This is a genomic window from Rhodosalinus sp. FB01 (assembly GCF_041365715.1).
Classification (GTDB): Bacteria; Pseudomonadota; Alphaproteobacteria; order Rhodobacterales; family Rhodobacteraceae; genus Rhodosalinus.
Genome location: NZ_JBGFSH010000004.1, coordinates 296,649 through 316,983, shown reverse-complemented (window position 1 = coordinate 316,983; position 20,335 = coordinate 296,649). Strand labels below are relative to the sequence as shown.

The window sequence follows — 20,335 nt, the reverse complement described above, 5'->3', positions numbered from 1 at the left end:
CAACGGCGCGTCCGTCCCGATCTAGCTCGCGCCGCCCTTGTCGGCGGGCCGGGTTGCGGCGTGGCGCACAACCTCGGCGACCCGTTGCAGTTGGTCGGCCAGCGGGCTCGATTTCCTCCAGATCATGCCGATCCGTCGCGCCGGGCCGGGCGGGGCGAAGCGCGCCACGCTGACCGCGGCGGAGCGTGTCTCGACGGGCACCGCCATCTCGGGGATCAGGGTGACGCCGATGCCGGCGCCGACCATCTGCACCAGGGTGGAGAGCGAACTTCCGTCCAGAAGCTCGCGCGGGCGCGCAGCGTGCATGTTGCAGAAGGACAGGGCCTGGTCGCGGAAGCAATGCCCCTCCTCGAGCAGGAGAAGACGCATCTCGCGCAGCCGCTCGGCGCTTGGAACGGGCTTGTCCGCATCGCCGGCCGGCCGCACCAGAACGAACTCTTCGGCGAAGAGGTCGATTTCGGCCAAGGCAGGTTCCGAGACGGGCAGGGCGACGATCGCGGTGTCGAGGCGGCCCTCCGACAACTCCTCGATCAGTCGCGCGGTGAGCGTTTCGCGGACCCGGATGTCGAGTTCGCCGTAGCGGCGCGACAGTTCGGCCATGATGCCGGGCAGAAGATAGGGAGCCACGGTCGGGATGATCCCGATCCTGAGCCTGCCGGCCAGGCTGTCCCGCGCGGCGCGGGCGAGATCGGAAAGCTCGTCGACCGAGCGCAGGATCTCGCGGGCGCGGGCAGAGACCTCCTCTCCGAAGCCGGTCAGGCGGACCTGCCGCGCGCCCCGCTCGAAAAGTGGCGTGCCGAGCGTTTCCTCGAGGTCGCGGATCTGCATGGAGAGCGCGGGCTGCGAGATCGCGCAGGCATTGGCCGCCCGCCCGAAATGCCCGTGTTGCGCCAGCGCGTCGAGATAGCGAAGCTGCTTGATGGTCAGATTTCTCATAAGTACGACTTATCAACCATATCAGAAAAAGAAACTTACACAAATCGCTCGGGTTTGCTAGAACGATTCCAGGAAGCGGGAGGGGTTCGTCACCGCGGCGCGCCGGTGGCAGCAGGACAGAAGCAAGGCCCGCCACAGCGCCGCGCCGTTTACCGCAGGGCCCACACGCAGGCACCTCCCGGCCGCCGGACACGCAACGCAGTCACGATCGGAGAAAGACATGGACGGAAACGATATCCCCGCAGGCAAATGCCCGGTGATGCATGGTGGCATGACCGCGCTCGGCACCACCGTGATGGACTGGTGGCCGAACGCGCTGAACCTCGACATCCTGCATCAGCACGACCGCAAGCCCGACCCGATGGCGGAGACCTTCAACTACCGCGAAGAGGTCGAGAAACTCGACGTCGACGCGCTGAAGGCCGACCTGCACGCGCTGATGACCGACAGCCAGGAGTGGTGGCCGGCCGACTACGGGCATTACGGCGGCCTGATGATCCGCCTGGCCTGGCATGCCGCCGGATCGTACCGTCTGGCCGACGGCCGGGGCGGGGCCGGAACCGGCAACATCCGCTTCGCGCCGCTCAACTCTTGGCCGGACAACACCAGCCTCGACAAGGCGCGGCGCATTCTGTGGCCGATCAAGAAGAAATACGGCAACCGGATCAGCTGGGCCGACCTGATCATCCTGGCGGGCAACGTCGCCTATGAGTCCATGGGGCTCGAGACCTTCGGCTTCTCCTTCGGGCGCGAGGACATCTGGCACCCCGAGAAGGATGTCTACTGGGGCGCCGAGCGGGAGTGGCTCGCCCCGTCCGACACCCGCTACGAGGATGTGAGCAAGCCCGACACGATGGAGAACCCGCTCGCCGCGGTGCAGATGGGCCTGATCTACGTCAACCCCGAGGGGGTGAACGGCCAGCCCGACCCGCTCCAGACGGCCGCGCAGGTGCGCGAGACCTTCGCGCGGATGGCGATGGACGACGTCGAGACCGCGGCGCTCACGGCGGGCGGTCACACCGTGGGCAAGTGCCACGGCAACGGCGATGCGGCCGCGCTCGGCCCCGAGCCGGAGGCCTGCGGCCCCGAGAGCCAGGGCCTGGGCTGGGCCAACGCGGCGCAGGCGGGCCTTGCGAGCAAGGCGATCACCTCGGGGATCGAGGGCGCCTGGACGACGGAGCCCACCAAGTTCGACATGGGCTATTTCGAGATGCTCTTCGGTCACGAATGGGAACTGAAGAAAAGCCCCGCAGGCGCGTGGCAGTGGCAGCCCGTCGACATCAAGGAAGAGGACATGCCGGTCGATGCGAGCGACCCCTCGGTGCGCCGCATGCCGATCATGACCGATGCCGACATGGCGATGAAAATGGATCCGACCTACAACGCGATCTGCCAGAAGTTCATGGCCGATCCGGAGTATTTCAAGGACAGCTTCGCCCGCGCCTGGTTCAAGCTGACGCACCGCGACATGGGCCCGAAGGAGCGCTACATCGGCCCCGATGCGCCTCAGGAGGATCTGATCTGGCAGGATCCGGTTCCGGCCGGCCCCATGGGCTATGACGTCGCGGCGGTCAAGCAGAAGATCGTCGACAGCGGGCTTTCCGTGGCCGACATGGTCGCCACGGCCTGGGACAGCGCGCGGACCTTCCGCGGCTCGGACATGCGCGGTGGCGCCAACGGCGCGCGCATCCGTCTCGCGCCGCAGAAGGACTGGGCCGGGAACGAGCCCGAGCGCCTGGCGCGCGTGCTGGCGGTGCTCGAGCCCATCGCGGCCGAAACGGGCGCGTCCATCGCGGACGTGATCGTGCTGGCCGGCAACGTGGGCATCGAGAAGGCCGCGAAGGCCGCGGGGATCGATGTCGAGGTGCCCTTCGCGCCGGGCCGCGGGGACGCCACCGACGAGATGACCGACGCGGACAGCTTCGCCCCGCTCGAGCCCGTCGCCGACGGCTACCGCAACTGGCTGATGAAGGATTACGCGGTGAGCCCCGAGGAGCTGATGCTCGACCGGACGCAACTCATGGGGCTGACCGCGCCCGAGATGACCTGTCTGCTGGGCGGGATGCGGGTGCTCGGCACCAATCACGGGGGCACGAAGCACGGTGTCTTCACCGACCGTGAAGGGGCGCTCACCAACGACTTCTTCGTGAACCTGACCGACATGGCCTATGCGTGGAAGCCCGCGGGCGAGAACCTCTACGAGATCCGCGACCGCAAGACCGACGAGGTCAAGTGGACGGCCACGCGCGTGGACCTCGTGTTCGGCTCGAACTCCATGCTTCGCGCCTATGCCGAGGTCTACGCCCAGGACGACAACCACCAGAAGTTCGTGACCGACTTCGTGGCGGCCTGGACGAAGGTCATGAACGCCGATCGGTTCGACCTGGTGGCGTGACGCGGGCAAGTGCGGGCCGCCCCGGCGGCCCGCCATGAGGACTGCAGGGCGCGGCGTCGCGGGGGAACCCCGGGCGCCGCGCCTTCGCGTTTCGGGACCGGCCCGGCGCGGCCGGCGGGCGGAAGAGCTATGCCGACCCGTCATCCGCCGGCCCGCTGCGCCCGGCGCCGGCCCCCGGGCCGGGAACCGTCGCTTTTCGGGACATCGCGCCGGATGTGCCCATGCCGCGCCCGCGCGGCGCGGGCCGCGCCTAACCGGCGAGGATCATGTCGGCCGCGCGAGTGGCGGTCATGATGGCGGGGGCGTTCGTGTTGGCCGATGTGATGTTCGGAAAGACCGAGGCGTCCACCACGCGCAGCCCCTCCACGCCCCAGACGCGCAGCGCCGGAGCGACCACGCCGCCCGCCTCCCGCGGTGCCATGCGACAGGTTCCGCAAGGGTGGAGGACGGTGGAGGCGCGCGCGCGGAAATCCTCGACGATGGCGCCGTCGCCCGCCCCCTCGGGCGTGAAGCTTTCCGCGCCTGCGACGAGCCCGCGCAGCGCCCGCGTCCCGAGAAGCCGCTCCACCAGCCGCGCGCCTTCCACGACCTGGGCGATGTCCTCGTTGGTCGAAAGATAGTTGGGCCGGATCCGCGGCGCCTGGGCGGGATCGGGCGACGCGATGTCGCTGCGCCCGCGACTCGTCGGCCGGCACGGATTGAAGCCGAGGCAGAAGCCGGGCCACGGGTCGGGTTTCAGAAGCGGCCGGCGGCCCGTCAGGACCGTGGTGTAGCTGAGCGGGTTGAAATAGAGTTGTACGCCCGCCCGGGCCGCCCCGGGGGCGCCGCGCAGCAACCCGCCCATCTGGTTCACGCTGAGCGACAGCGGCCCGCGCCGCGTCAGGAGATAGCGCAGCGCCGCGCCAAGCTGTCCCGCGCGCCGGCCGAGCGCCTGGTTGAGCGTCGCCTCCGTGGCGCGGAAGATGTAGCTGACCGCGAGGTGATCCTGCAGCCCCCCGCCGACGGCGGGATTGTCGACCCGCACCGGGACGCCCATCCCCGCCAGAAGCGCGCCGGGCCCGATCCCGGAAAGCTGCAGGAGCTGCGGCGACTTCACGGCGCCTGCGGCGAGAAGGATCTCGGCCCGGCAGCGTGCGACACGGTCCGCGCCGCCCTTGCGGTAGCGCACCGCGACCGCCCGCGCGCCATCGAAGACAAGTCCCGTCGCCTCTGCCCCCGTGCGCACGACGAGGTTCCGGCGTCGCCGGGCGGGCGCGAGGAAGGCGTCGGCGGAGGAGCAGCGACGGCCGTGCCGCGTGGTGACGTGGTAGGGCCCCGCGCCCTCTCCGGTCACGGTGTCGCCCTCGGCAAGCCCGGCCTCCCGCGCGGCGTCGAGATAGCGCCGCGAGACGGGATGATGCTCGCTCGAGCAGTCCGTCACCCAGAGCGCGCCGTCGCCGGTCGCGCGGCCGTCCGCGCCGACGCGCCGCTCCACGCGCTCGAAGGCGGCGGCGGTTTCCGCCGCGCCCCAGCCCGGGTTGCCCGCGGCCGCCCAGTCCTCGTAATCCTCGGGCAAGCCGCGGCAGTAGACCATCGCGTTGATCGCGCTCGACCCGCCCAGAAGCCGCCCGCGCGGCCAGTAGAGGTCGCGCCCGCCCAAGCCCGCATCCGGCTCGGAGCGGAAGCGCCAGTTCATGCGCGGGTGGTGGAAGAGCTGCCCGTAGCCGAGCGGTACCCGGACCCAGGGCGAGCGCCCCGCGCCCCCCGCCTCGAGCAGGAGGACGCTGTGCCGGCCCGACGCGCTCAGCCGGTCGGCAAGCACGCAGCCGGCCGAGCCGGCGCCCACGATGACGTAGTCGAACTCTTCCATGTGCCCGGTCTCCGACCCATGCAAGACGGAGGGTTTCAGGCTTGCTGACCAAAGACAAACAATGGAATTTGCGGGTATGACCCCATTGCGCTTTGGTCATCCGCGATGAAATCCCTGCCGCCCCTTGCCTGGCTGCGCAGCTTCGAGGCAGCGGCGCGCCATGGCGGCTTCGCCGCCGCGGCCGAAGAGCTTGGCCTGACGCCCGCCGCCGTCAGCCAGCAGATCCGCGCGCTCGAGGCACGGCTCGGGTTTCCGCTTTTCCGGCGGCTGCCGCGGGGCGTCGCGCTCAACGAGATGGGGCAGGCCTACCTGCCCTCGGTGCGCCGCGCCTTCGAGGAGCTGTCGACCGCCACGGCGGGGCTTTTCGGGCCGGGCCGTGCCGAGATGGTGGTGGTACGCGCGCCGCCAAGCTTCGCCGCCCTCCGCCTCGCCCCGGTGCTGGGACGCTTCCGCGAGGCGCGCCCCGACGTCCCGCTGCGGCTTTCGACCTCGATCTGGGCCGAGGCGTCCGACGAGGACCGGGTGGACATCGACATCCGCTACGGCGACGGGCGGTGGGCCGCGCCCGGGTCGCACAGGCTGACCGAGCCCGTCTCGTGCCTCGTCGCCGCGCCGGGCGGCGCGCCCGCGCCCGGCGAGCCCGCGGCGCTTCTGAAGGCGGTGGCGCCGCGCGCCATCCATGTCGCCGGCTGCGAGAGCCTCTGGCATCTGGCCGCGCGGCGGTTCGGTCTCGACCCGGGCTCGACCGGGACTGGGCTCGGCGTGGATTCGTCGCTCGTCGCGCTGGAGATGGTGGCGGCGGGGCTCGGCGTCGCGCTCATCGCGCGGGATCTCGCGCAGCCCTACCTGGAGGCCGGCCGGGTCGTCTGCCCCGGGCCGATCGAGATCGCCCATGACGAGGCGCATTACGCCGTTCTGACGGAGGCGGGCCGCACACGGCCCGAGGCATGCCTTTTCCGGGATTGGCTGGTGGCCGAGTTCACCGGCTGAGAGGCGGGCGAATGCCGCTTGCCAGACGCCGCGCGCCGCGCGACGCTCATGGTCGGCGAGGCAGTGCAGGACGGGTGCGCAATGGACGGGAAGATCGGTTTCATCGGGTTGGGGAGCCTTGGCGCCAATCTCGCCGGAAGCCTTCTGAGGAACGGGGCGGATCTGTCGGTGAGCGATCTCGACGCGGCGCGGGTCGGCGCCTTCGTCGCGCGCGGCGCGCACGAGGGGCACGACCCCGCGACCGTGACGGAACGCTGCGACACGGTCATCACCTGCCTGCCGAGCCCCGCCGCCTCCGACGCGGTGGTGCGGGCGATGCTGCCGGCCATGAGCCCCGGCAAGACATGGATCGAGATGTCGACGACTGACGCCGCGGAGGTGCGGCGCCTGGCGGCCCTCGTGACGCGGCGCGGCGGCCGGGCCGTGGAATGCCCGGTCTCGGGCGGCTGTCACCGCGCCGCCACGGGCAACATCTCGATCTTCGCGGGCGGCGAGCGCTACAGCGTGGACCACGTCATGCCGCTCCTCGCCGTCCTCGGACGGCGGGTGCTGCACACCGGGCCGATCGGCACCGCCTCGACGCTCAAGGTGATGACGAACTACCTCGCCACCGCGAATCTTCTGAGCCTTTGCGAGGCGCTGGTGACGATGAAGGCCGCGGGGCTCGACATGGCCACGACCTACGAGGCGATCCGCATCAGCTCCGGCAGTTCTTTCGTGCACGAGACCGAAAGCCAGCTCATCCTCTCGGGGTCGCGCGACGTGAACTTCACCCTCGATCTCGTGCAGAAGGACATCGGCCTCTTCCAGCGCATCGCCGAGGCGCATGGCGTGCCGCTCGAGCTGTCGCCCGAGATCATCCGCATCGTCACCGACGCGCAGGCGCGGCTCGGCGTGGCCGCGCAGTCGGACCGCGTGATCGAGCGGCTCGAGGCGGCCACCGGCCTCGAGGTGCTGGCCGAGGGCTTTCCGCGTGCACTCGTGGACGACGAGCCGGAGGCGCCGGGCTACGAGGTCGTCCCGCCGGGCCGCGCGGCTACCGGCGCGCCGCGTCCAGAAGCGCCGTCAGCGCATCCAGCCCGTCCGTCAGCGCCGCCGGACCCGGCTGAAGTATGAGCGGCGACTTGATCTCGTGGATGCGGTCCGCCCGCACCGCGGGGATCGCGTCCCAGCCGGGCCGCGCGGCGATGCGTTCGGGGCGCACCTTCTTGCCGCACCAGGAGGCCACGATCACCTCGGGGGCGGCGGCGATCACCTGCTCGGGCACGACGATCCGGTCGCGCGCGGCGGGTGCGGCGGCGAGCGGGGCGAACACGTCCTCGCCGCCGGCCACGCCGACGAGCTCGGACACCCATCCGATGCCGGAAATGAGCGGCTCGTCCCACTCCTCGATGTAGACCCGTGGCCGCGGCCCGTTCGGCACGCCTGCGGCGAGGCGGGCGAGGCGTGCCTCGTATCCCGCGGCAAGCTCCTCGGCCGCCGCGCGCCGGGCCACCAGCGCGCCCACCGTTCGGATCATGGCGAGGATCCCCGCCACGTCGCGCTGGTTGAAGAGATGCACGGCGACGCCGGCGCGCGCCAGTTCGGCCGCGATCTCCGCCTGAAGATCCGAGAAGGCCAGGACGAGATCGGGTTCCAGCGCCACGATCTTCGGGATGTCGGCCGAGGTGAAGGCGCCCACGCGGGGCTTCTCGCGGCGCACGCGCGGCGGCCGCACGGCATAGCCCGTGACCCCCGCGATCCGGTCCTCCTCGCCCAGAAGGTAGAGCGTCTCGACCGCCTCCTCGGTCAGGCAGACGATCCGGTCGGGCGGGAAGCGGCGCATGTCCGGTCTCCTTCGGTGGCAGTCGGCCGGGACGGTCGCGGCTTCGCCCAGCCGATGCAAGGGGCCTCAGCCCAGCCTGACCACCGGCCCGCCCGCCGCCTCGGCGTCGGCCCCGTCGTGGGTGACCATGAGCACCGGCAGCCCCCGGTCCTTCGCGCGGGCGAAGACGAGGCTGCGGACCTGCGCGCGGCGGTCGGCGTCGAGGCTCGAGAACGGTTCGTCGAGAAGGAGCGCCCGCGGCTCTGCCAGGAGCGTGCGCATCAGCGCCACCCGCAGCTTCTGCCCGCCCGACAGCGTGGCCGGGTCGCGCCCGGCGAAGCCGGCGAGCCCCACCTCGGCGAGCGCGGCCTCCACCGCCGCCCGCCGTGCCGCCCGGCCGCGCACGCTCCGCGCGAGGCCGAAGGCAAGGTTGTCGCCGACCGAGAGATGCGGGAACAGAAGGTCGTCCTGGAAGAGGATGCCGATGCCGCGCCGCTCGGGCGGCAGGGCGGTCACGTCCTCGCCGTCGAGGCGGACCCGCCCGCTCATCGTGAAGGGAGGGCCGAGCGTGCCGATCACGGCGGCCAGTAGCGTGGATTTCCCCGAGCCCGAGGCCCCCATGACCGAGACGACCTCGCCCGGGGCCACGGCGAGGTCGAGCGACAGAAGCGGCGTGCCGCCCCGAAGGATGCGAAGCCCCTCGAGCACGAGGCCCCCGCTCATGGCCGCATCCCCCGGCGATCGCGATGGACGAGGCGCGGCAGGCCGAGCGCCAGCGCGAAGGGCAGGAGCGCGGCGGCCGTTTGCGCCAGCGCGTAGACGCCGATGGCGCGCCGGTCGCCCCCCGCGGCGAGCGCCACAGCCTCCGTCGTCACGGTGGCCACGCGCCCGCCGCCCACGAGCAGGGTGGGCAGGTACTGGCCCACGGAAACGGCGAAGCCCACCGCGGCGGCGGTCAGCGCCGGGGCGAGCAGCATCGGCATCCGCACCCGCCAGAGCACCCGCTCGGGCCCGGCCCCGAGCGTGCGCGCCACCGTGCCCATGCGCGCGTCCCATGCGCGCCACGGGTCGCCGAGCGCGAGAAAGACATACGGAAAGACGAAGAGAAGATGCGCGGCCGTCACCGCCCAGATCCCGGTGGTGAGGCCCGCGGCCAGCATCGCGGCCTGAACGCCGGGCAGGAACGCCACCTGCGGCACCAGCAGCGGCGCGTAAAGCAGCCACAGCCCGCCCGCGCGCAGGCGCAGGCCATGGCGGTACTCGGCCTCGAGGCAGCCGATGGCAAGCGCGAGCGCGGCCAGCGTTGCGATGAGCGCGATCACCGCCGTCTGGCGCAGCGCCGCGCCCAGTTCGGGACCGTGGCGCGCCCAGCTTCGCCCGGTGAGCGCGTCGGGGAACGCCTCCGGGAAGGGCCAGAGCGCGGCGACCGACCAGAGCGCGAGCACCCCGAGCCCGGCCAGTACGGCGGTGGACGAGACCAGCGCCAGCCCGAGGGACAGGACCCGAAGCGCGCGGTCCCGGGGGCCCCGGCGGCCGGTGCGGATCCAGGCCCGTCCAAGCGCCGCCGCCGCCCCCTCCAGCGCGCGCCACAGGGCCAGCGCGCCCAGCACCAGGCCCAGTTGCAGCGCCGCCGCCGCCGCCGCCTGTAGGCGCAGCGCGAGGTCCGGATCCGCCATCCAGCGCACGAGCTGCACCGCCAGGGTGGAGGGCGTGTTCGGTCCAAGGATCACGGCGACATCCACCACCGTCATCGAGTAGGCGAGCACGACGTAGACCGGCAGGCGGATCTGGGCGTAGAGCCTGGGAAACACCGCCACGAGCCAACCCGCCTCGCGCCCGTGGCCCAGCGCCCGCGCGGTGGTCAGCGCGCGGGCCTGGTCGGTCTGGCCCATCGCCGCGATGGACATGAGCAGGAGAAAGGGCACCTCCTTCGCCACGAGCCCCGCGACGAGGGCGAGGCCCCAGGGATCCTGCACGACCAGCCAGTCCGGCGGCCGCTCGAAGCCGGAAGGCCAGGGCGAGAGCGCGCGCATGACCCAGCCCGAGGGCGTGATCAGGAAGGCAAGCCCGAAGGCCGCCGCGGCATGCGGGACGGAAAGCAGCGGCGAGAGCGCCCTGCGGATCGCGCCGAAGACGCGCGTGCCCGACCACGAGGCGAGGATGAGCGCCGTGACGGCGAGCGAGAGCGCCGTCGCCGCGAGGCCGGTGACGAGGCTGAGCCGCGACGCCGCCGCAAGGCCGGGCCAGTCGAGAAGCGACCGGAAGGCATCGAGGCCGGGCGCGGCGCGTCCGATCGCGGGCAGGATGCCGAAGGCGGGCAGAAGCGTGCCGGCCAGGCCCGCGGCCACGGGCAAAAGCAGAAGCGCGACGGTGAGGGCGGGGACGACGGGCAGCACCCGGCCGCGCCGGGGCGCTTGCCCGGCGCGCGCCGCGCCGGCGGTGGCGGCGCGGGCCTCCACGCTATTCGGTGACGCCGTAGCGCGCGATCCAGTCCTGCTCGATGCGTTCCATCCAGGAAGGGTGCGGCTCGGGCAGGGCGGGGCCGAGCGCGTCGGGTGGCAAGGTGGCGATACCGAGCTCGATCGCGTCGAAGCGGGCGCGGTCCCCGGGCGAGAGCGTGTCGAGGTCGAGCACCGTCCCGTAGCCCAGCACGTCGGGGTCGAGCGCGCGGGCCTGCGCCTCGGGCGACAGGAGGAAGTTGGCGACGACCATCGCCCCGGCCTTGGCCGAGGCGTTGTAGGGGATCGCCACGAAGCTCGCGTTGCCGATGCTGCCGCCCTCGGGCACGAAGGTGCGCACCGTGGCGGGCAGCTGGAAATCGGCGATGGCGGCCGACGCCTCGCCGGGGCTGAAGGAGATCGCGAGGTCGATCTCGTCGTCGGCCATCAGCTGGATCTGGCGCGGCCCGCTTTGCGGATAGGCCCGGCCCTGCCGCCAGAGATGCGGCGTGAGCGCGTCCACGAAGGCCCATAGCGGCGCGGTCACGGCCTCGTAGTCCGCTTGCGCGGCCGGCGCCCGAAGCACGTCCGGGTCCTCCACCACCCCGTAAAGCGCCTGCTTGAGGAAGGTGGAGCCTAGGAAGTCGGGCGGCTGGGGATAGGTGAAGCGCCCCGGGTTGGCCTCGGCCCAGTCGAGGATCGCCTGCATCGAGGGCAGCGGCCCGGGGATGTCCGCGGTGTCGTACATGAAGACCACCTGCGCCGTGGCCCAGGGGCTTTCGTAGCCGTCGGTGGGCACCGTGAAGTCCACCCTGACCGGCTTGCCCTCCACATCGACATGGCGCCAGTTCGGGAGGTCCTCGGCGAACGGGCCGAAGAGAAGGCCGTTCTCCTTCATGGCGGCGAAGTTCTCGCCGTTGATCCAGATGAGATCGACGGCGCCGCCCGCGTCGCGGCCCGCGGTCTTCTCGGCGAGCACGCGGCTCACCGCGTCGGCGGTGTCCGACAGTTTCACGTGCTCGAGCGAGACACCGTGCTCCCCGGCCACGCGCTGGCCGACCCAGGCGATGAAATCGTTGGTGGTGGTCGAGCCGCCCCAGGCGTTCCAGTAGACGGTCTGGCCGCGCGCCTCCTCGAGCACGGCGTCCCAGTCCGCCGGGTCCGGGTCGGCGAGGGCAGAGGCGGGCAGGGCGGCGAGAAGCGCGGCGAGCAGTCGTGGCATGCGGGATCCCCGTCGGGGGGTTTCGGAAAGACCTTCCGCGCCAGCAGAAGGCGCGAGGCGGCGGTGACGAAGCAGAGCACGCCGAAGGCCCAGGCCATGGGCGCGAAATGCTGCGGCAGAAGGCAGAGCAGCACGAAGAAGGCGATGGTCTCGGCCCCCTCGAGCAGCCCGCCCGTGAAGTAGAGGGACTTCACGCCGCGCGCGTCGGTGCGCATCTTCCGCTTCTCGGCGAGGATCGCGAAGCCCAGAAAGCTCGCCCCGTTGACGTAGAAGCTGAGAAGCAGGAAGGCGCCCGCGGCGCCGTTGGCGGCGGGATCGAGCCAGACGAACCCCAGGGGCACCGCGCCGTAGAAGAGGAAATCGCTCGTGATGTCGAGGTAGCCGCCGAAGTCCGAGGACCGTGTGGCGCGGGCCACGGCGCCGTCGAGGCCGTCGGCGAGACGGCTGGCAAGCAGGAGGAAAAGGCCCGGAAGCAGGTATCCCAGAGCGATCGCGCCGGCGGCAGCGAGGCCGAGGGCAAGGCCCGCGAGCGTCACCGCATCGGCCGTGATGCCCCGGCGCGCGACGACACGCCCGAGGGCGTCGAGCGGCGGGTCGATCAGCGGGCGGAGGCGGGCGTCGAACATGGCGTCGTCTTAGGCGAGGCGAGCGCGGCGCACGAGTCCCAATTCCGTGAAAGCGACGTCAGGGGCGGCGTGCCGGAAGGGCCTTCGAAGGCCCTTCCGGCGCGCTCCCCGCGCGGTGTCGCCGCGCCCGTGGGACGCAGCGCCGCAAGGCGATTGAGGCGCCTTGCCCCGCCCTAGTCTCAGGCGACGTTCTCGAGCTGGAGATCGGGCTTGAGCCCCAGCGCGAAGCAGACGTCGCGGGTGAGTTCGGGCCGGTTCAGCGTGTAGAAGTGCAGCGTCTCCACGCCGCCGTCGATGAGCTTGCTGCAGAGCTCGCTGCACACCGCCGTGGCCAGCAGATCCTCGCGCCCGTCGCGGCGCGCCTTCTCGAAGGCGCGGTCGAGCCAGTCGGGAATGACCGCGCCGCAGCCCTTGGCGAAGCGTTTCACGCCGTCCCAGTTCTCGATCGGCATGATGCCGGGCGTGATCGGCGCGTCGAGTCCCGCCTTCTCGCAGCGGTCGCGGAACCGGAAGAAGGTTTCCGGCTCGAAGAAGAACTGGGTGATCGCCTCTGCCGCGCCGGCGTCGATCTTGCGCTTGAGCCAGTCGATGTCGGCCCCGTCGTGCCCGGCCTCGGGATGCGGGTCCGGATAGGCGCCGACGCGGATCTTGAAGCGCCCCGTGGCGGCGAGGGCCTCGACCAGTTCCACCGAGCTTGCGAAGCCCTCGGGATGGGGCGTGAAACCGCCCGCACCCTTGGGCGGATCGCCGCGCAGCGCCACGATCTGGGTCACGCCCGCCTCGGCGAAGCCCTCGGCGATCGCGAGTGTCTCCGCCTTCGAGGCGTTCACGCAGGTCAGATGCGCCGCCACGTCGAGGCCGGAATGCTTGTGGAGCGTTCCCACCGCGTCGCGGGTGAGCTCCCGCGTCGTGCCGCCCGCGCCATAGGTGACGGAGACGAAGCGGGGCGAGAGCGGCGCGAGCACCTGCACGGTGTCCCAGAGCCGGAAGGACGCTTCCAGCGACTTGGGCGGAAAGAACTCGAAAGAGACGCGCGGTGCGGACATGCCTGACCCTCCAATCGTTCCGCGCCTTGTCGCACGCGGGCGGACGGGAAACAAACTCATAAATCTCAAGACCAAGATGAGTCGAACATGAAGATGCACCTGGAATTGCGGCACCTGCGGTCGATCAAGGCCATTCACGACAATGGCGGGCTGGCCCGCGCGGCGGATGCGCTCAACATCACGCAGTCGGCGCTCAGCCACCAGATCAAGGGGCTCGAGGAGCAGACGGGGGTGGAGCTTTTCGTAAGGCGTTCGAAGCCCATGCGCCTGTCCGCGGCGGGCCAGAGGCTTCTGCGGCTCGCCGAGCGCGTGCTGCCCGAGATCGAGGCGGCGCAGGCGGAGTTCGCGGGGCTGCGCGCCGGCCGCTCGGGTCGGCTGCACATCGCGATCGAGTGCCACGCCTGTTTCGAGTGGCTCTTCCCGGTCCTCGAGGGCTTCCGGAAGCTCTGGCCCGACGTGGACGTGGACATCCGCCCGGGCCTCGCCTTCGACGCGCTGCCGGCGCTCGCCAAGGAGGACGTGGACCTCGTGGTGTCCTCGGACCCCGAGGAATTGCCGGGCGTGACGTTCACGCCGCTCTTCGACTATTCCCCGGTGTTCGTGGCGGCGTCCGCGCATCCGCTGGCCGCGAAACCTTTCGTCGAGGCCGAGGATTTCAGGGGCGAAACGCTCATCACTTACCCGGTGGAGCGGTCGCGCCTCGACGTCTTCAGCCAGCTTCTGAGCCGCGCGCGGGTGGAGCCCGCGGCGATTCGGCAGGTGGAACTGACCGCGGTGATCCTGTTGCTCGTCGCGTCGAACCGCGGCGTGTCGGTGCTGCCCGACTGGGTCGTGCGCGAGGTGAAATACAGCTCCGATTACGTGACCCGTCCGCTGACCGCGAACGGGATCACTCGCAGCCTCTACGCGGCGACCCGGGCCGAGGACGCGGAGAAGCCCTACATGGCGGACCTCATCCGCCTCGCGCGCAGCGAGGCGGAGCGGATGCAGGCGGCGTGAGGCGCTTTCAGAGCGCCTTCAGGTCGCTCGCCATGGTGCGGCCGTCCCGGCCTTCCATGAGTTCGTAGGACACTTTCTGGTTGTCGGCGAGCCCGGTCATTCCGGAACGCTCCACGGCCGAGATGTGCACGAAGACGTCCTTGCCGCCGTCCTCGGGCGCGATGAAGCCGTAACCCTTGGTCGTGTTGAACCATTTCACGGTGCCTGTCGGCATTTTCCGTGTCTCCTTTCCGTCTTCCGTCGTCAGCCCCGCCGCGGAGGCGAAGCGCGGTCCGGACGTCAGGTCCGGAATCGGAAGGTCGAGCCGGAAATCTGAATGGCCGTTGCCGCAAGGGAAGGATTGCATGCGAAATGTAAAATGCAAGCAAAACGGTGGTGATCCCGGGCCGCGCGCAATGTAGGACATCGGGGGCGATCGACGGAGCGATGCGCATGCTGATCTACGGGCTGAAGACCTGCGACACCTGCCGAAAGGCGCTGAAATCCCTGCCGGAGGCGCGGCTCGTGGATATCCGGGCCGAAGGGCTGCCCGAACCGGTGCTCCGGCGCGCGGCCGCGCAATTCGGGCCGGATCTGGTGAACCGGCGCTCCACCACCTGGCGGGCGCTGTCGGAGGAGGACCGCGCGCTCGCGCCCGAAACGCTCATCGCGCGCCAGCCGGCGGTCATGAAGCGCCCGCTTATCGACGACGGCGGAACGCTCTATCTCGGCTGGTCGGACGAGGTGCGCGCGGCGCTTGTCGGATAGTGCCGCGCGCGGGCCCATTTCGCGAAGAAGAGGTCAAGGAGGACGCCATGCGCAACGCGGCACTGACGCTCGGGATCATCGCCGGGGTGATCGGCATGGTCGTGGGTTTTTTCGGGTACGGCTACGTCGAGCTCTCGAACCGGTTCGCCGAGGTCGACGAAATCTTCGGCCCGCTCGACAACAAGAGGCTGATCCAGGCGACCTCGATCCTCTCGCCGCTCCTCGCGATCGCGGGCGGGGCGATGGCGCGCGCCCGGGCGCTCTGGGGCGGCCTCCTGTTGATCCTGTCCGCGGGCGGCATGTATCACGCCTTCGGGTTCAACGTGGCGACGATGTTTCCCATCGCCTTCGCGGGGCTCGGCGGGCTACTCGCGCTCGCCGCGGGCAAGCCCGACGAGCCTAAGGCGCATTTCTGAGGCGGGTCGCCAGCAGGCGGTCCAGCGAAAGCGGCCCCGCGCCCTTCAGAACGAGGGTGAGCAGCAGGAACACCCAGAGCGCGCGCTGATCCAGGATCGCCCCGTCCGGGAACCGGTCGAACCACGCCCCCAGCGTCTCGGCATGCTCGATCCCGCCATGGCCGTAGAGGTCGGTCAGGCTTTGCACCGCGATGAACCCGATCATGGCAAGCGCCGCGAGCCGCGTGGCGAGGCCCAGAACCACAAGCGCGGGCAGGACGAACTCCGCCAGCGTGCCCGACACGACGACCAGCCAGTGCCAGAGCCCCAGCTGCGAGGTATCGAAGCCCGCGGCCTCCATCTGCCGGGGGAAGATCTGCGCGTAGGCACCCATCGAGGGCTGCAAGAGACCGAAAAGGCCGTCGCCCGTCTTCGTTCCGGCCGCATGCCAGAAATAGACCAGCAGCACCGCGGCGAAGAGGAAGCGCGCGAGGGTGGGCAGGATCACCGTCTCGCGGTCCAGCGGGTCGGTGGCGCGGTCGTAGAGGGAAAGAAGGGCGTTCATCGTCATTCCTCGGGTGGCGTGAGGCCGGTGATCGCGCCGGCCCCGAGAAGGAGGCCGAGCGTCGCGGCGAGGTCGAAGCCGGGCGCGGCGGCCTCGGCGGCGGCATGGGCCTCGCCGAAGGGCGCACCGTCGGCGAGCGCGGCCACGAAGGCCGCGCCGCCCGGCGGCAGCAGATGCGGCGCGGGATCGAAGCCCGGGCGCGCCACCAGCACGTCCTGCGCGCCGGGCGCCGGTTTCGGCGCGCCCTCGACCATGTTGAAGGCCCAGATCGCGTGGAGCGGCCAGCGCGAGCGCAGAATGCACACGGCGGGCGCGAGCGAAAGCCGGGTGTGCATCAGCCTGTCGGGCGGCAGCGCGGCGAGCGCGTCGGGCGCGATCGGCTCTGCGTCGGCGGCGTGATAGGCGTGGCGGAGCGCCAGGTCCAGCCGCGCCGCGTCGGGCAGGTAGCCGTGGCGGGCGAGCGGCGCGAAGCGTTCCAGAAACCCCGGCAGCGCGGCCCCGTAGAGCGCGAGGCGCGGATCCTCGGGCGGGTGCGCGCGCAGGAACGCCAGCGCCATGTTGCGGAACGCCGCGGCCCCGGTGAGCTTCGCGAGCAGCGGAAACCCGACCTCGAGCGCCTCGAGCAGGCTCGCGGTGACGTTGTTGCGGTAGACGTCGAAGCGTCGTGCCGCCGGCCGGCCCGTCCCGTCGGTCAGCCCCGGGGGCGCCGGACGCACGGGATCGAGCAGCGCGGCGCGGAACTCGGTCTCGCGGTTCATGCGGCCACGCGCTCCAGCGCGGCGGCGGCGCGGCCGGCCTCGGCGCGGAGCACCGGCCAGTCCGGCACGTCGGTGTCCCATTCGACGAGCAGCGGGCGCGGGCCCGCCCGATCCAGAACCCGGTCGAGCAGCGCCCAGACCGGGTCGGCCACCTCGCGCCCGTGGCTGTCGATGAGAAGCGGCGCGCCGGCGTCGTCGGCGTCCTCGTCGTGGCCGCCGAGATGGATCTCGCCCACATGCGCGACCGGGAAGGCGTCCACGTAATCCTGCGGCGAATGGCCGAGATTGGTGGCCGACACGAAGACGTTGTTGACGTCGAGCAGCAGGCCGCAGCCGGTGCGCCGGGCGATCTCGGAAAGGAACTCGGTCTCGCTCATCTCGCTTTCGGCGAAGGCGAGGTAGCTCGACGGGTTTTCCAGCAGCATCCGCCGCCCGAGCGCCTCCTGCACCTCGTCGATGTGGCGGGCGACGCGCGCGAGGGTGGCGCGCGTGTAGGGCAGGGGCAGAAGATCGTTCAGGAACGCGCCGTCATGGGTGGACCAGGCAAGGTGCTCGGAAAAGCTCGCGGGCGCGATCCGGTCGCAAAGGGTTTTGAGCCGCGCGAGGTGATCGCGGTCGAGCGGCGCCTGCCCCCCGATCGACAGACCGACGCCATGCACCGAAACGGGAAAGCGCTCGGCGAGCGCGGCGAGCTGCGCGCGGGGGCGTCCGCCCGCGCCCATGTAGTTCTCGGCGTGGATCTCGATCCAGCCGACGGGCCCCGGCTCCGCCGTGAGGCCGGCGAAATGCTTCGCCTTGAAGCCCACGCCGACACGCGCGGGAAGCGATATGTCCTGGCCTGATGCGTCGAACATGGCGGGCGGTCTCCCTTGCGTCGGGTCAGGCGGTGGGGGAAGGGGCGGGCGTTCGGCCCGCCCCGAAAGCTCCGCCGCGTGTCAGCCCTGCTGCGGCAGGTCACGCTCCAGCGGTTCGAGCGATCCCATCCGGTCCCCCGGAAGCTCCATCGATTCGCAGGTGCCCTCGTCCACGAGGGTCCAGGCGTTGCCCTGGTAATCGACGGTGGACGTGCCCGCACAGGTCGTGCCGGGGCCGGCCGCGCAGTCGTTCTCGCCGGCGAGCGAGACGCCGTAGCACTTCTCCTGCGCCTGGGCGTGTGCCGTGCCGGCATAGGACGACAGGGCGGCGGCGACAGCGCCGGCGACTGCGGCGGATTTCAGCGTGATGGACATTTGTGGATCTCCCTCCAGTTTGGTCCGTGCTGCCGCGGAGCCGCGGCTGGGGGAGTCATACCGCTGCGACGACATGACACGCCAGTCACGGCCGCGTGCTTCACGGCGCCGTCATCGCGAGTGACGGGGCCGTGAGACCGGCTCGCGACCTGCATGGGGCAACGCCGCGATCGCCGGCGTCGGGGCGGGCGCCGCCCGGGCGCGCCGCCCCCGAATGTTACAAACGGTCGGGCGCGCGCGCCTCGTCGGCCAGCGCGTTCACGAAGGCGTCCATCGGCTCGGTGCTGGTCGCCTTCTCGCCGAGGCGCCGGATGGTCACCGTGCGCTCCTCGACCTCGCGGTGGCCGCAGGCGAGGATCACCGGCACCTTGGCGAGCGAATGCTCGCGCACCTTGTAGTTGATCTTCTCGTTGCGTGTGTCGGCCTCCGCACGAAGCCCGGCCGCGCGCAGCGCCGCGACAACCTCCGCGACATAATCGTTGGCGTCGGTCGTGATCGAGGCCACGACGACCTGACGCGGCGCAAGCCACATGGGCAGCCTGCCGGAGTAGTTCTCGATCAGGATCCCGATGAATCGCTCGAAGCTGCCCAGGATCGCGCGGTGCAGCATGACGGGGCGGTGCTTCTCGCCGTCCGCGCCGATATAGCTCGCGTCCAGCCGCTCGGGCAGGTTGAAGTCGGCCTGGAAGGTGCCGCACTGCCACTCGCGCCCGATCGCGTCGGTCAGCTTGAAGTCGAGCTTCGGGCCGTAGAACGCGCCTTCGCCCGGGTCGATCTCGTAGTCGTTCCTGACCGAGAGGATCGCCTTCTCGAGCGCCGCCTCGGCCTTGTCCCAGACCGCGTCGGACCCCACGCGCACATCGGGACGGGTGGAAAGCTTGATGTCGAAGCTGCCGAAGCCCGTGTCCTTGTAGACCTTGGACAAGAGCTCGATGAAGCCCGCGCATTCCTGCTCGATCTGGTCCTCGGTGCAGAAGATGTGCGCGTCGTCCTGGGTGAAGCCCCGCACGCGCATCAGCCCGTGCAGCGCGCCATGCGCCTCGTAGCGGTGGCAGGAGCCGAACTCGGCCAGCCGGAGCGGCAGGTCGCGGTAGCTCTTGATGCCCTGGTTGAAGACCTGCACGTGGCAGGGGCAGTTCATCGGCTTGAGCGCGTTCACCCGCTTCTCGTTGGCGTGCTCCTCGTCGATCTCCGTGATGTACATGTTCTCGCGGTACTTGTCCCAGTGGCCCGACGCCTCCCAGAGCTTGCGGTCCACAACCTGGGGCGTGTTGATCGCGCGGTAGCCCGCGGCGTCGAGCCGCCGGCGCATGTAGTCCTGAAGCTCGCGGTAGATCGTCCAGCCGTCGGGGTGCCAGAACACCATGCCGGGCGCCTCTTCCTGGAAGTGGAAGAGCTTCATCTCGCGGCCGAGGCGGCGATGGTCGCGTTTCTCCGCCTCCTCGAGGAAGGTCAGGTAATCCTTGAGCGCCTTGCGGTCCTTGAAGGCCACGCCGTAGATGCGCTGGAGCATCGGGCGCGAGCTGTCGCCGCGCCAGTAGGCGCCGGCCACCTTCATCAGCTTGAAGGCGTCGGCGGGGACCTGCCCGGTGTGGGCGAGGTGCGGGCCGCGGCAGAGATCCTGCCAGTGGCCGTGCCAGTACATCCGGATGGGCTGTCCTTCCGGGATCGCCTCGACGAGCTCCACCTTGTAGGGCTCGTTGTTCGCCTCGTAGTAGCGGATGGCGCGGTCGCGCTCCCAGACCTCGGTGGTCACCGGGTCGCGGCGGTCGATGATCTCGCGCATCTTCTTCTCGATCGCGCCGAGATCGTCCGGGGTGAAGGGCTCCGCGCGGTCGAAGTCGTAATACCAGCCGTTCTCGATGACGGGGCCGATGGTGACGCGCACCTCGGGCCAGATCTCCTGCACCGCGCGCGCCATGATGTGGGCGAGGTCGTGCCGGATGAGTTCGAGCGCGGGCGCGTCGTCGGCCATGGTGTTGATGGCGATCGCGGCATCCGCCTCGATCGGCCATTGCAGGTCCCAGTGGGCGCCGTTCACGTCGGCGCTGATCGCTTTCTTCGCGAGCGATTTGGAAATTCCCTCGGCGATCTCGCCGGGGGTGATCCCGGCGGGAAAGTCGCGGACGGAGCCATCGGGGAAGGTCAGGGGAACGGTGGACTGGTCGCGGGCCATGTCCGCTCTCCTCGTCGGTTCGGCGCCTACGAAGCGCCCGGTTGCGGGTCAGGGTTCGCGGGCGACATGGCGGGACGGGCCCGGGAAGTCAAGGATGACGGTGTCGTGCCGACACCCGCCGGGGCTTTTCACCCGGCCCGATCGCGGGCACTCTTCGCGC

The 20,335-nt window shown here is 70.9% G+C and carries 19 protein-coding genes and 1 pseudogene; 6 read left to right on the top strand and 14 right to left on the bottom strand.

Going from position 1 to position 20,335, the window contains the following annotated elements; translation table 11 throughout:
- Window positions 1-21: 21 nt before the first annotated feature.
- Window positions 22-936: a LysR substrate-binding domain-containing protein gene (locus AB6A65_RS08570; protein ID WP_371037952.1), complete on the bottom strand. Its 915-nt coding sequence runs from the start codon at window positions 934-936 to the stop codon at window positions 22-24.
- A 220-nt stretch (window positions 937-1,156) separates the two neighbouring features.
- On the opposite strand from AB6A65_RS08570, the gene katG reads away from it, so the two are divergent.
- On the top strand, window positions 1,157-3,331 hold the full coding sequence (katG, locus tag AB6A65_RS08565) for a catalase/peroxidase HPI (RefSeq protein ID WP_371037951.1): 2,175 nt from the start codon (window positions 1,157-1,159) through the stop codon (window positions 3,329-3,331).
- Between the two features lie 250 nt (window positions 3,332-3,581).
- Here the strand turns inward: katG and AB6A65_RS08560 are convergent, their stop codons facing one another.
- Window positions 3,582-5,180: a GMC family oxidoreductase gene (locus AB6A65_RS08560; RefSeq protein WP_371037950.1), complete on the bottom strand. Its 1,599-nt coding sequence runs from the start codon at window positions 5,178-5,180 to the stop codon at window positions 3,582-3,584.
- 105 nt (window positions 5,181-5,285) lie between these two features.
- On the opposite strand from AB6A65_RS08560, the gene AB6A65_RS08555 reads away from it, so the two are divergent.
- Both AB6A65_RS08555 and AB6A65_RS08550 read left to right on the top strand, forming a co-directional pair.
- A complete protein-coding gene (locus AB6A65_RS08555) occupies window positions 5,286-6,170 on the top strand; it encodes a LysR substrate-binding domain-containing protein (protein WP_371037949.1) in 885 nt (294 codons plus the stop codon).
- 81 nt (window positions 6,171-6,251) lie between these two features.
- Window positions 6,252-7,286, top strand: a complete 1,035-nt coding sequence (locus AB6A65_RS08550) for an NAD(P)-dependent oxidoreductase (protein ID WP_371037948.1) — start codon at window positions 6,252-6,254, stop codon at window positions 7,284-7,286.
- Here the strand turns inward: AB6A65_RS08550 and AB6A65_RS08545 are convergent.
- The 6 genes and pseudogenes from AB6A65_RS08545 to metF all read right to left on the bottom strand — a co-directional run bounded on the left by AB6A65_RS08545 (window position 7,207) and on the right by metF (window position 13,306).
- Window positions 7,207-7,995 (bottom strand): cobalamin-binding protein, encoded by a 789-nt coding sequence (locus AB6A65_RS08545; RefSeq protein WP_371037947.1) that lies wholly within the window; start codon window positions 7,993-7,995, stop codon window positions 7,207-7,209. The genes AB6A65_RS08550 and AB6A65_RS08545 overlap by 80 nt on opposite strands.
- Window positions 7,996-8,061: 66 nt before the next feature.
- Window positions 8,062-8,697: an ATP-binding cassette domain-containing protein gene (locus AB6A65_RS08540; RefSeq protein WP_371037946.1), complete on the bottom strand. Its 636-nt coding sequence runs from the start codon at window positions 8,695-8,697 to the stop codon at window positions 8,062-8,064.
- Window positions 8,694-10,370 carry an ABC transporter permease gene (locus tag AB6A65_RS08535; RefSeq protein ID WP_371037945.1) on the bottom strand — a complete coding sequence of 559 codons (1,677 nt, stop codon included), beginning with the start codon at window positions 10,368-10,370 and terminating at the stop codon, window positions 8,694-8,696. Before AB6A65_RS08535 ends, AB6A65_RS08540 begins: the two co-directional genes overlap by 4 nt.
- 64 nt (window positions 10,371-10,434) lie before the next feature.
- Complete coding sequence (locus AB6A65_RS08530) at window positions 10,435-11,634, bottom strand: ABC transporter substrate-binding protein (protein ID WP_371037944.1); 1,200 nt, start codon at window positions 11,632-11,634, stop codon at window positions 10,435-10,437.
- A 26-nt stretch (window positions 11,635-11,660) separates the two neighbouring features.
- Window positions 11,661-12,260 (bottom strand): annotated as a pseudogene (locus AB6A65_RS08525) (CDP-alcohol phosphatidyltransferase family protein); the annotation flags it as partial.
- 179 nt (window positions 12,261-12,439) lie between these two features.
- Complete coding sequence (gene metF, locus AB6A65_RS08520; protein ID WP_371037943.1) at window positions 12,440-13,306, bottom strand: methylenetetrahydrofolate reductase [NAD(P)H]; 867 nt, start codon at window positions 13,304-13,306, stop codon at window positions 12,440-12,442.
- 93 nt (window positions 13,307-13,399) lie between these two features.
- Between metF and AB6A65_RS08515 the strand changes: the two genes are divergently transcribed.
- On the top strand, window positions 13,400-14,305 hold the full coding sequence (locus AB6A65_RS08515) for a LysR family transcriptional regulator (protein WP_371037981.1): 906 nt from the start codon (window positions 13,400-13,402) through the stop codon (window positions 14,303-14,305).
- 7 nt (window positions 14,306-14,312) lie between these two features.
- On the opposite strand, the gene AB6A65_RS08510 is transcribed toward AB6A65_RS08515, so the two are convergent.
- Window positions 14,313-14,519, bottom strand: coding sequence for a cold-shock protein (locus tag AB6A65_RS08510; protein ID WP_371037942.1), 207 nt, complete (start codon window positions 14,517-14,519; stop codon window positions 14,313-14,315).
- A gap of 218 nt (window positions 14,520-14,737) precedes the next feature.
- Between AB6A65_RS08510 and AB6A65_RS08505 the strand changes: the two genes are divergently transcribed.
- Together AB6A65_RS08505 and AB6A65_RS08500 are read left to right on the top strand one after the other, a co-directional pair.
- Window positions 14,738-15,052: an arsenate reductase family protein gene (locus AB6A65_RS08505; protein WP_371037941.1), complete on the top strand. Its 315-nt coding sequence runs from the start codon at window positions 14,738-14,740 to the stop codon at window positions 15,050-15,052.
- Between the two features lie 47 nt (window positions 15,053-15,099).
- Window positions 15,100-15,468: a hypothetical protein gene (locus AB6A65_RS08500; protein ID WP_371037940.1), complete on the top strand. Its 369-nt coding sequence runs from the start codon at window positions 15,100-15,102 to the stop codon at window positions 15,466-15,468.
- On the opposite strand, the gene AB6A65_RS08495 is transcribed toward AB6A65_RS08500, so the two are convergent.
- The 5 genes from AB6A65_RS08495 to thrS form a co-directional block, all read right to left on the bottom strand.
- Window positions 15,452-16,012, bottom strand: coding sequence for a DoxX family protein (locus AB6A65_RS08495; RefSeq protein ID WP_371037939.1), 561 nt, complete (start codon window positions 16,010-16,012; stop codon window positions 15,452-15,454). The two genes, AB6A65_RS08500 and AB6A65_RS08495, sit on opposite strands and share 17 nt — an antisense overlap.
- Before the next feature lie 2 nt (window positions 16,013-16,014).
- Complete coding sequence (locus AB6A65_RS08490; protein WP_371037938.1) at window positions 16,015-16,770, bottom strand: putative DNA-binding domain-containing protein; 756 nt, start codon at window positions 16,768-16,770, stop codon at window positions 16,015-16,017.
- Window positions 16,767-17,624 (bottom strand): DUF692 family multinuclear iron-containing protein, encoded by an 858-nt coding sequence (locus tag AB6A65_RS08485; protein WP_371037937.1) that lies wholly within the window; start codon window positions 17,622-17,624, stop codon window positions 16,767-16,769. The genes AB6A65_RS08490 and AB6A65_RS08485 overlap by 4 nt, the downstream gene beginning before the upstream one ends.
- Before the next feature lie 81 nt (window positions 17,625-17,705).
- Window positions 17,706-17,999 carry a DUF2282 domain-containing protein gene (locus tag AB6A65_RS08480; protein ID WP_371037936.1) on the bottom strand — a complete coding sequence of 98 codons (294 nt, stop codon included), beginning with the start codon at window positions 17,997-17,999 and terminating at the stop codon, window positions 17,706-17,708.
- A 217-nt stretch (window positions 18,000-18,216) separates the two neighbouring features.
- Window positions 18,217-20,175, bottom strand: coding sequence for a threonine--tRNA ligase (gene thrS / locus AB6A65_RS08475; protein WP_371037935.1), 1,959 nt, complete (start codon window positions 20,173-20,175; stop codon window positions 18,217-18,219).
- Window positions 20,176-20,335: the final 160 nt, after the last annotated feature.

Excerpts from the sequence above, each read along its gene's own strand:
- katG (WP_371037951.1), top strand. The coding sequence starts at position 1,157 with ATGGACGGAAACGATATCCCCGCAGGCAAATGCCCGGTGATGCATGGT.
- AB6A65_RS08505 (WP_371037941.1), top strand. The coding sequence starts at position 14,738 with ATGCTGATCTACGGGCTGAAGACCTGCGACACCTGCCGAAAGGCGCTG.
- AB6A65_RS08500 (WP_371037940.1), top strand. The coding sequence starts at position 15,100 with ATGCGCAACGCGGCACTGACGCTCGGGATCATCGCCGGGGTGATCGGC.
- AB6A65_RS08515 (WP_371037981.1), top strand. The coding sequence starts at position 13,400 with ATGCACCTGGAATTGCGGCACCTGCGGTCGATCAAGGCCATTCACGAC.
- AB6A65_RS08495 (WP_371037939.1), bottom strand. The coding sequence starts at position 16,012 with ATGAACGCCCTTCTTTCCCTCTACGACCGCGCCACCGACCCGCTGGAC.
- metF (WP_371037943.1), bottom strand. The coding sequence starts at position 13,306 with ATGTCCGCACCGCGCGTCTCTTTCGAGTTCTTTCCGCCCAAGTCGCTG.
- AB6A65_RS08485 (WP_371037937.1), bottom strand. The coding sequence starts at position 17,624 with ATGTTCGACGCATCAGGCCAGGACATATCGCTTCCCGCGCGTGTCGGC.
- AB6A65_RS08570 (WP_371037952.1), bottom strand. The coding sequence starts at position 936 with ATGAGAAATCTGACCATCAAGCAGCTTCGCTATCTCGACGCGCTGGCG.
- AB6A65_RS08545 (WP_371037947.1), bottom strand. The coding sequence starts at position 7,995 with ATGCGCCGCTTCCCGCCCGACCGGATCGTCTGCCTGACCGAGGAGGCG.
- AB6A65_RS08540 (WP_371037946.1), bottom strand. The coding sequence starts at position 8,697 with ATGAGCGGGGGCCTCGTGCTCGAGGGGCTTCGCATCCTTCGGGGCGGC.
- AB6A65_RS08480 (WP_371037936.1), bottom strand. The coding sequence starts at position 17,999 with ATGTCCATCACGCTGAAATCCGCCGCAGTCGCCGGCGCTGTCGCCGCC.
- thrS (WP_371037935.1), bottom strand. The coding sequence starts at position 20,175 with ATGGCCCGCGACCAGTCCACCGTTCCCCTGACCTTCCCCGATGGCTCC.
- AB6A65_RS08560 (WP_371037950.1), bottom strand. The coding sequence starts at position 5,180 with ATGGAAGAGTTCGACTACGTCATCGTGGGCGCCGGCTCGGCCGGCTGC.
- AB6A65_RS08530 (WP_371037944.1), bottom strand. The coding sequence starts at position 11,634 with ATGCCACGACTGCTCGCCGCGCTTCTCGCCGCCCTGCCCGCCTCTGCC.
- AB6A65_RS08550 (WP_371037948.1), top strand. The coding sequence starts at position 6,252 with ATGGACGGGAAGATCGGTTTCATCGGGTTGGGGAGCCTTGGCGCCAAT.
- AB6A65_RS08490 (WP_371037938.1), bottom strand. The coding sequence starts at position 16,770 with ATGAACCGCGAGACCGAGTTCCGCGCCGCGCTGCTCGATCCCGTGCGT.
- AB6A65_RS08555 (WP_371037949.1), top strand. The coding sequence starts at position 5,286 with ATGAAATCCCTGCCGCCCCTTGCCTGGCTGCGCAGCTTCGAGGCAGCG.
- AB6A65_RS08510 (WP_371037942.1), bottom strand. The coding sequence starts at position 14,519 with ATGCCGACAGGCACCGTGAAATGGTTCAACACGACCAAGGGTTACGGC.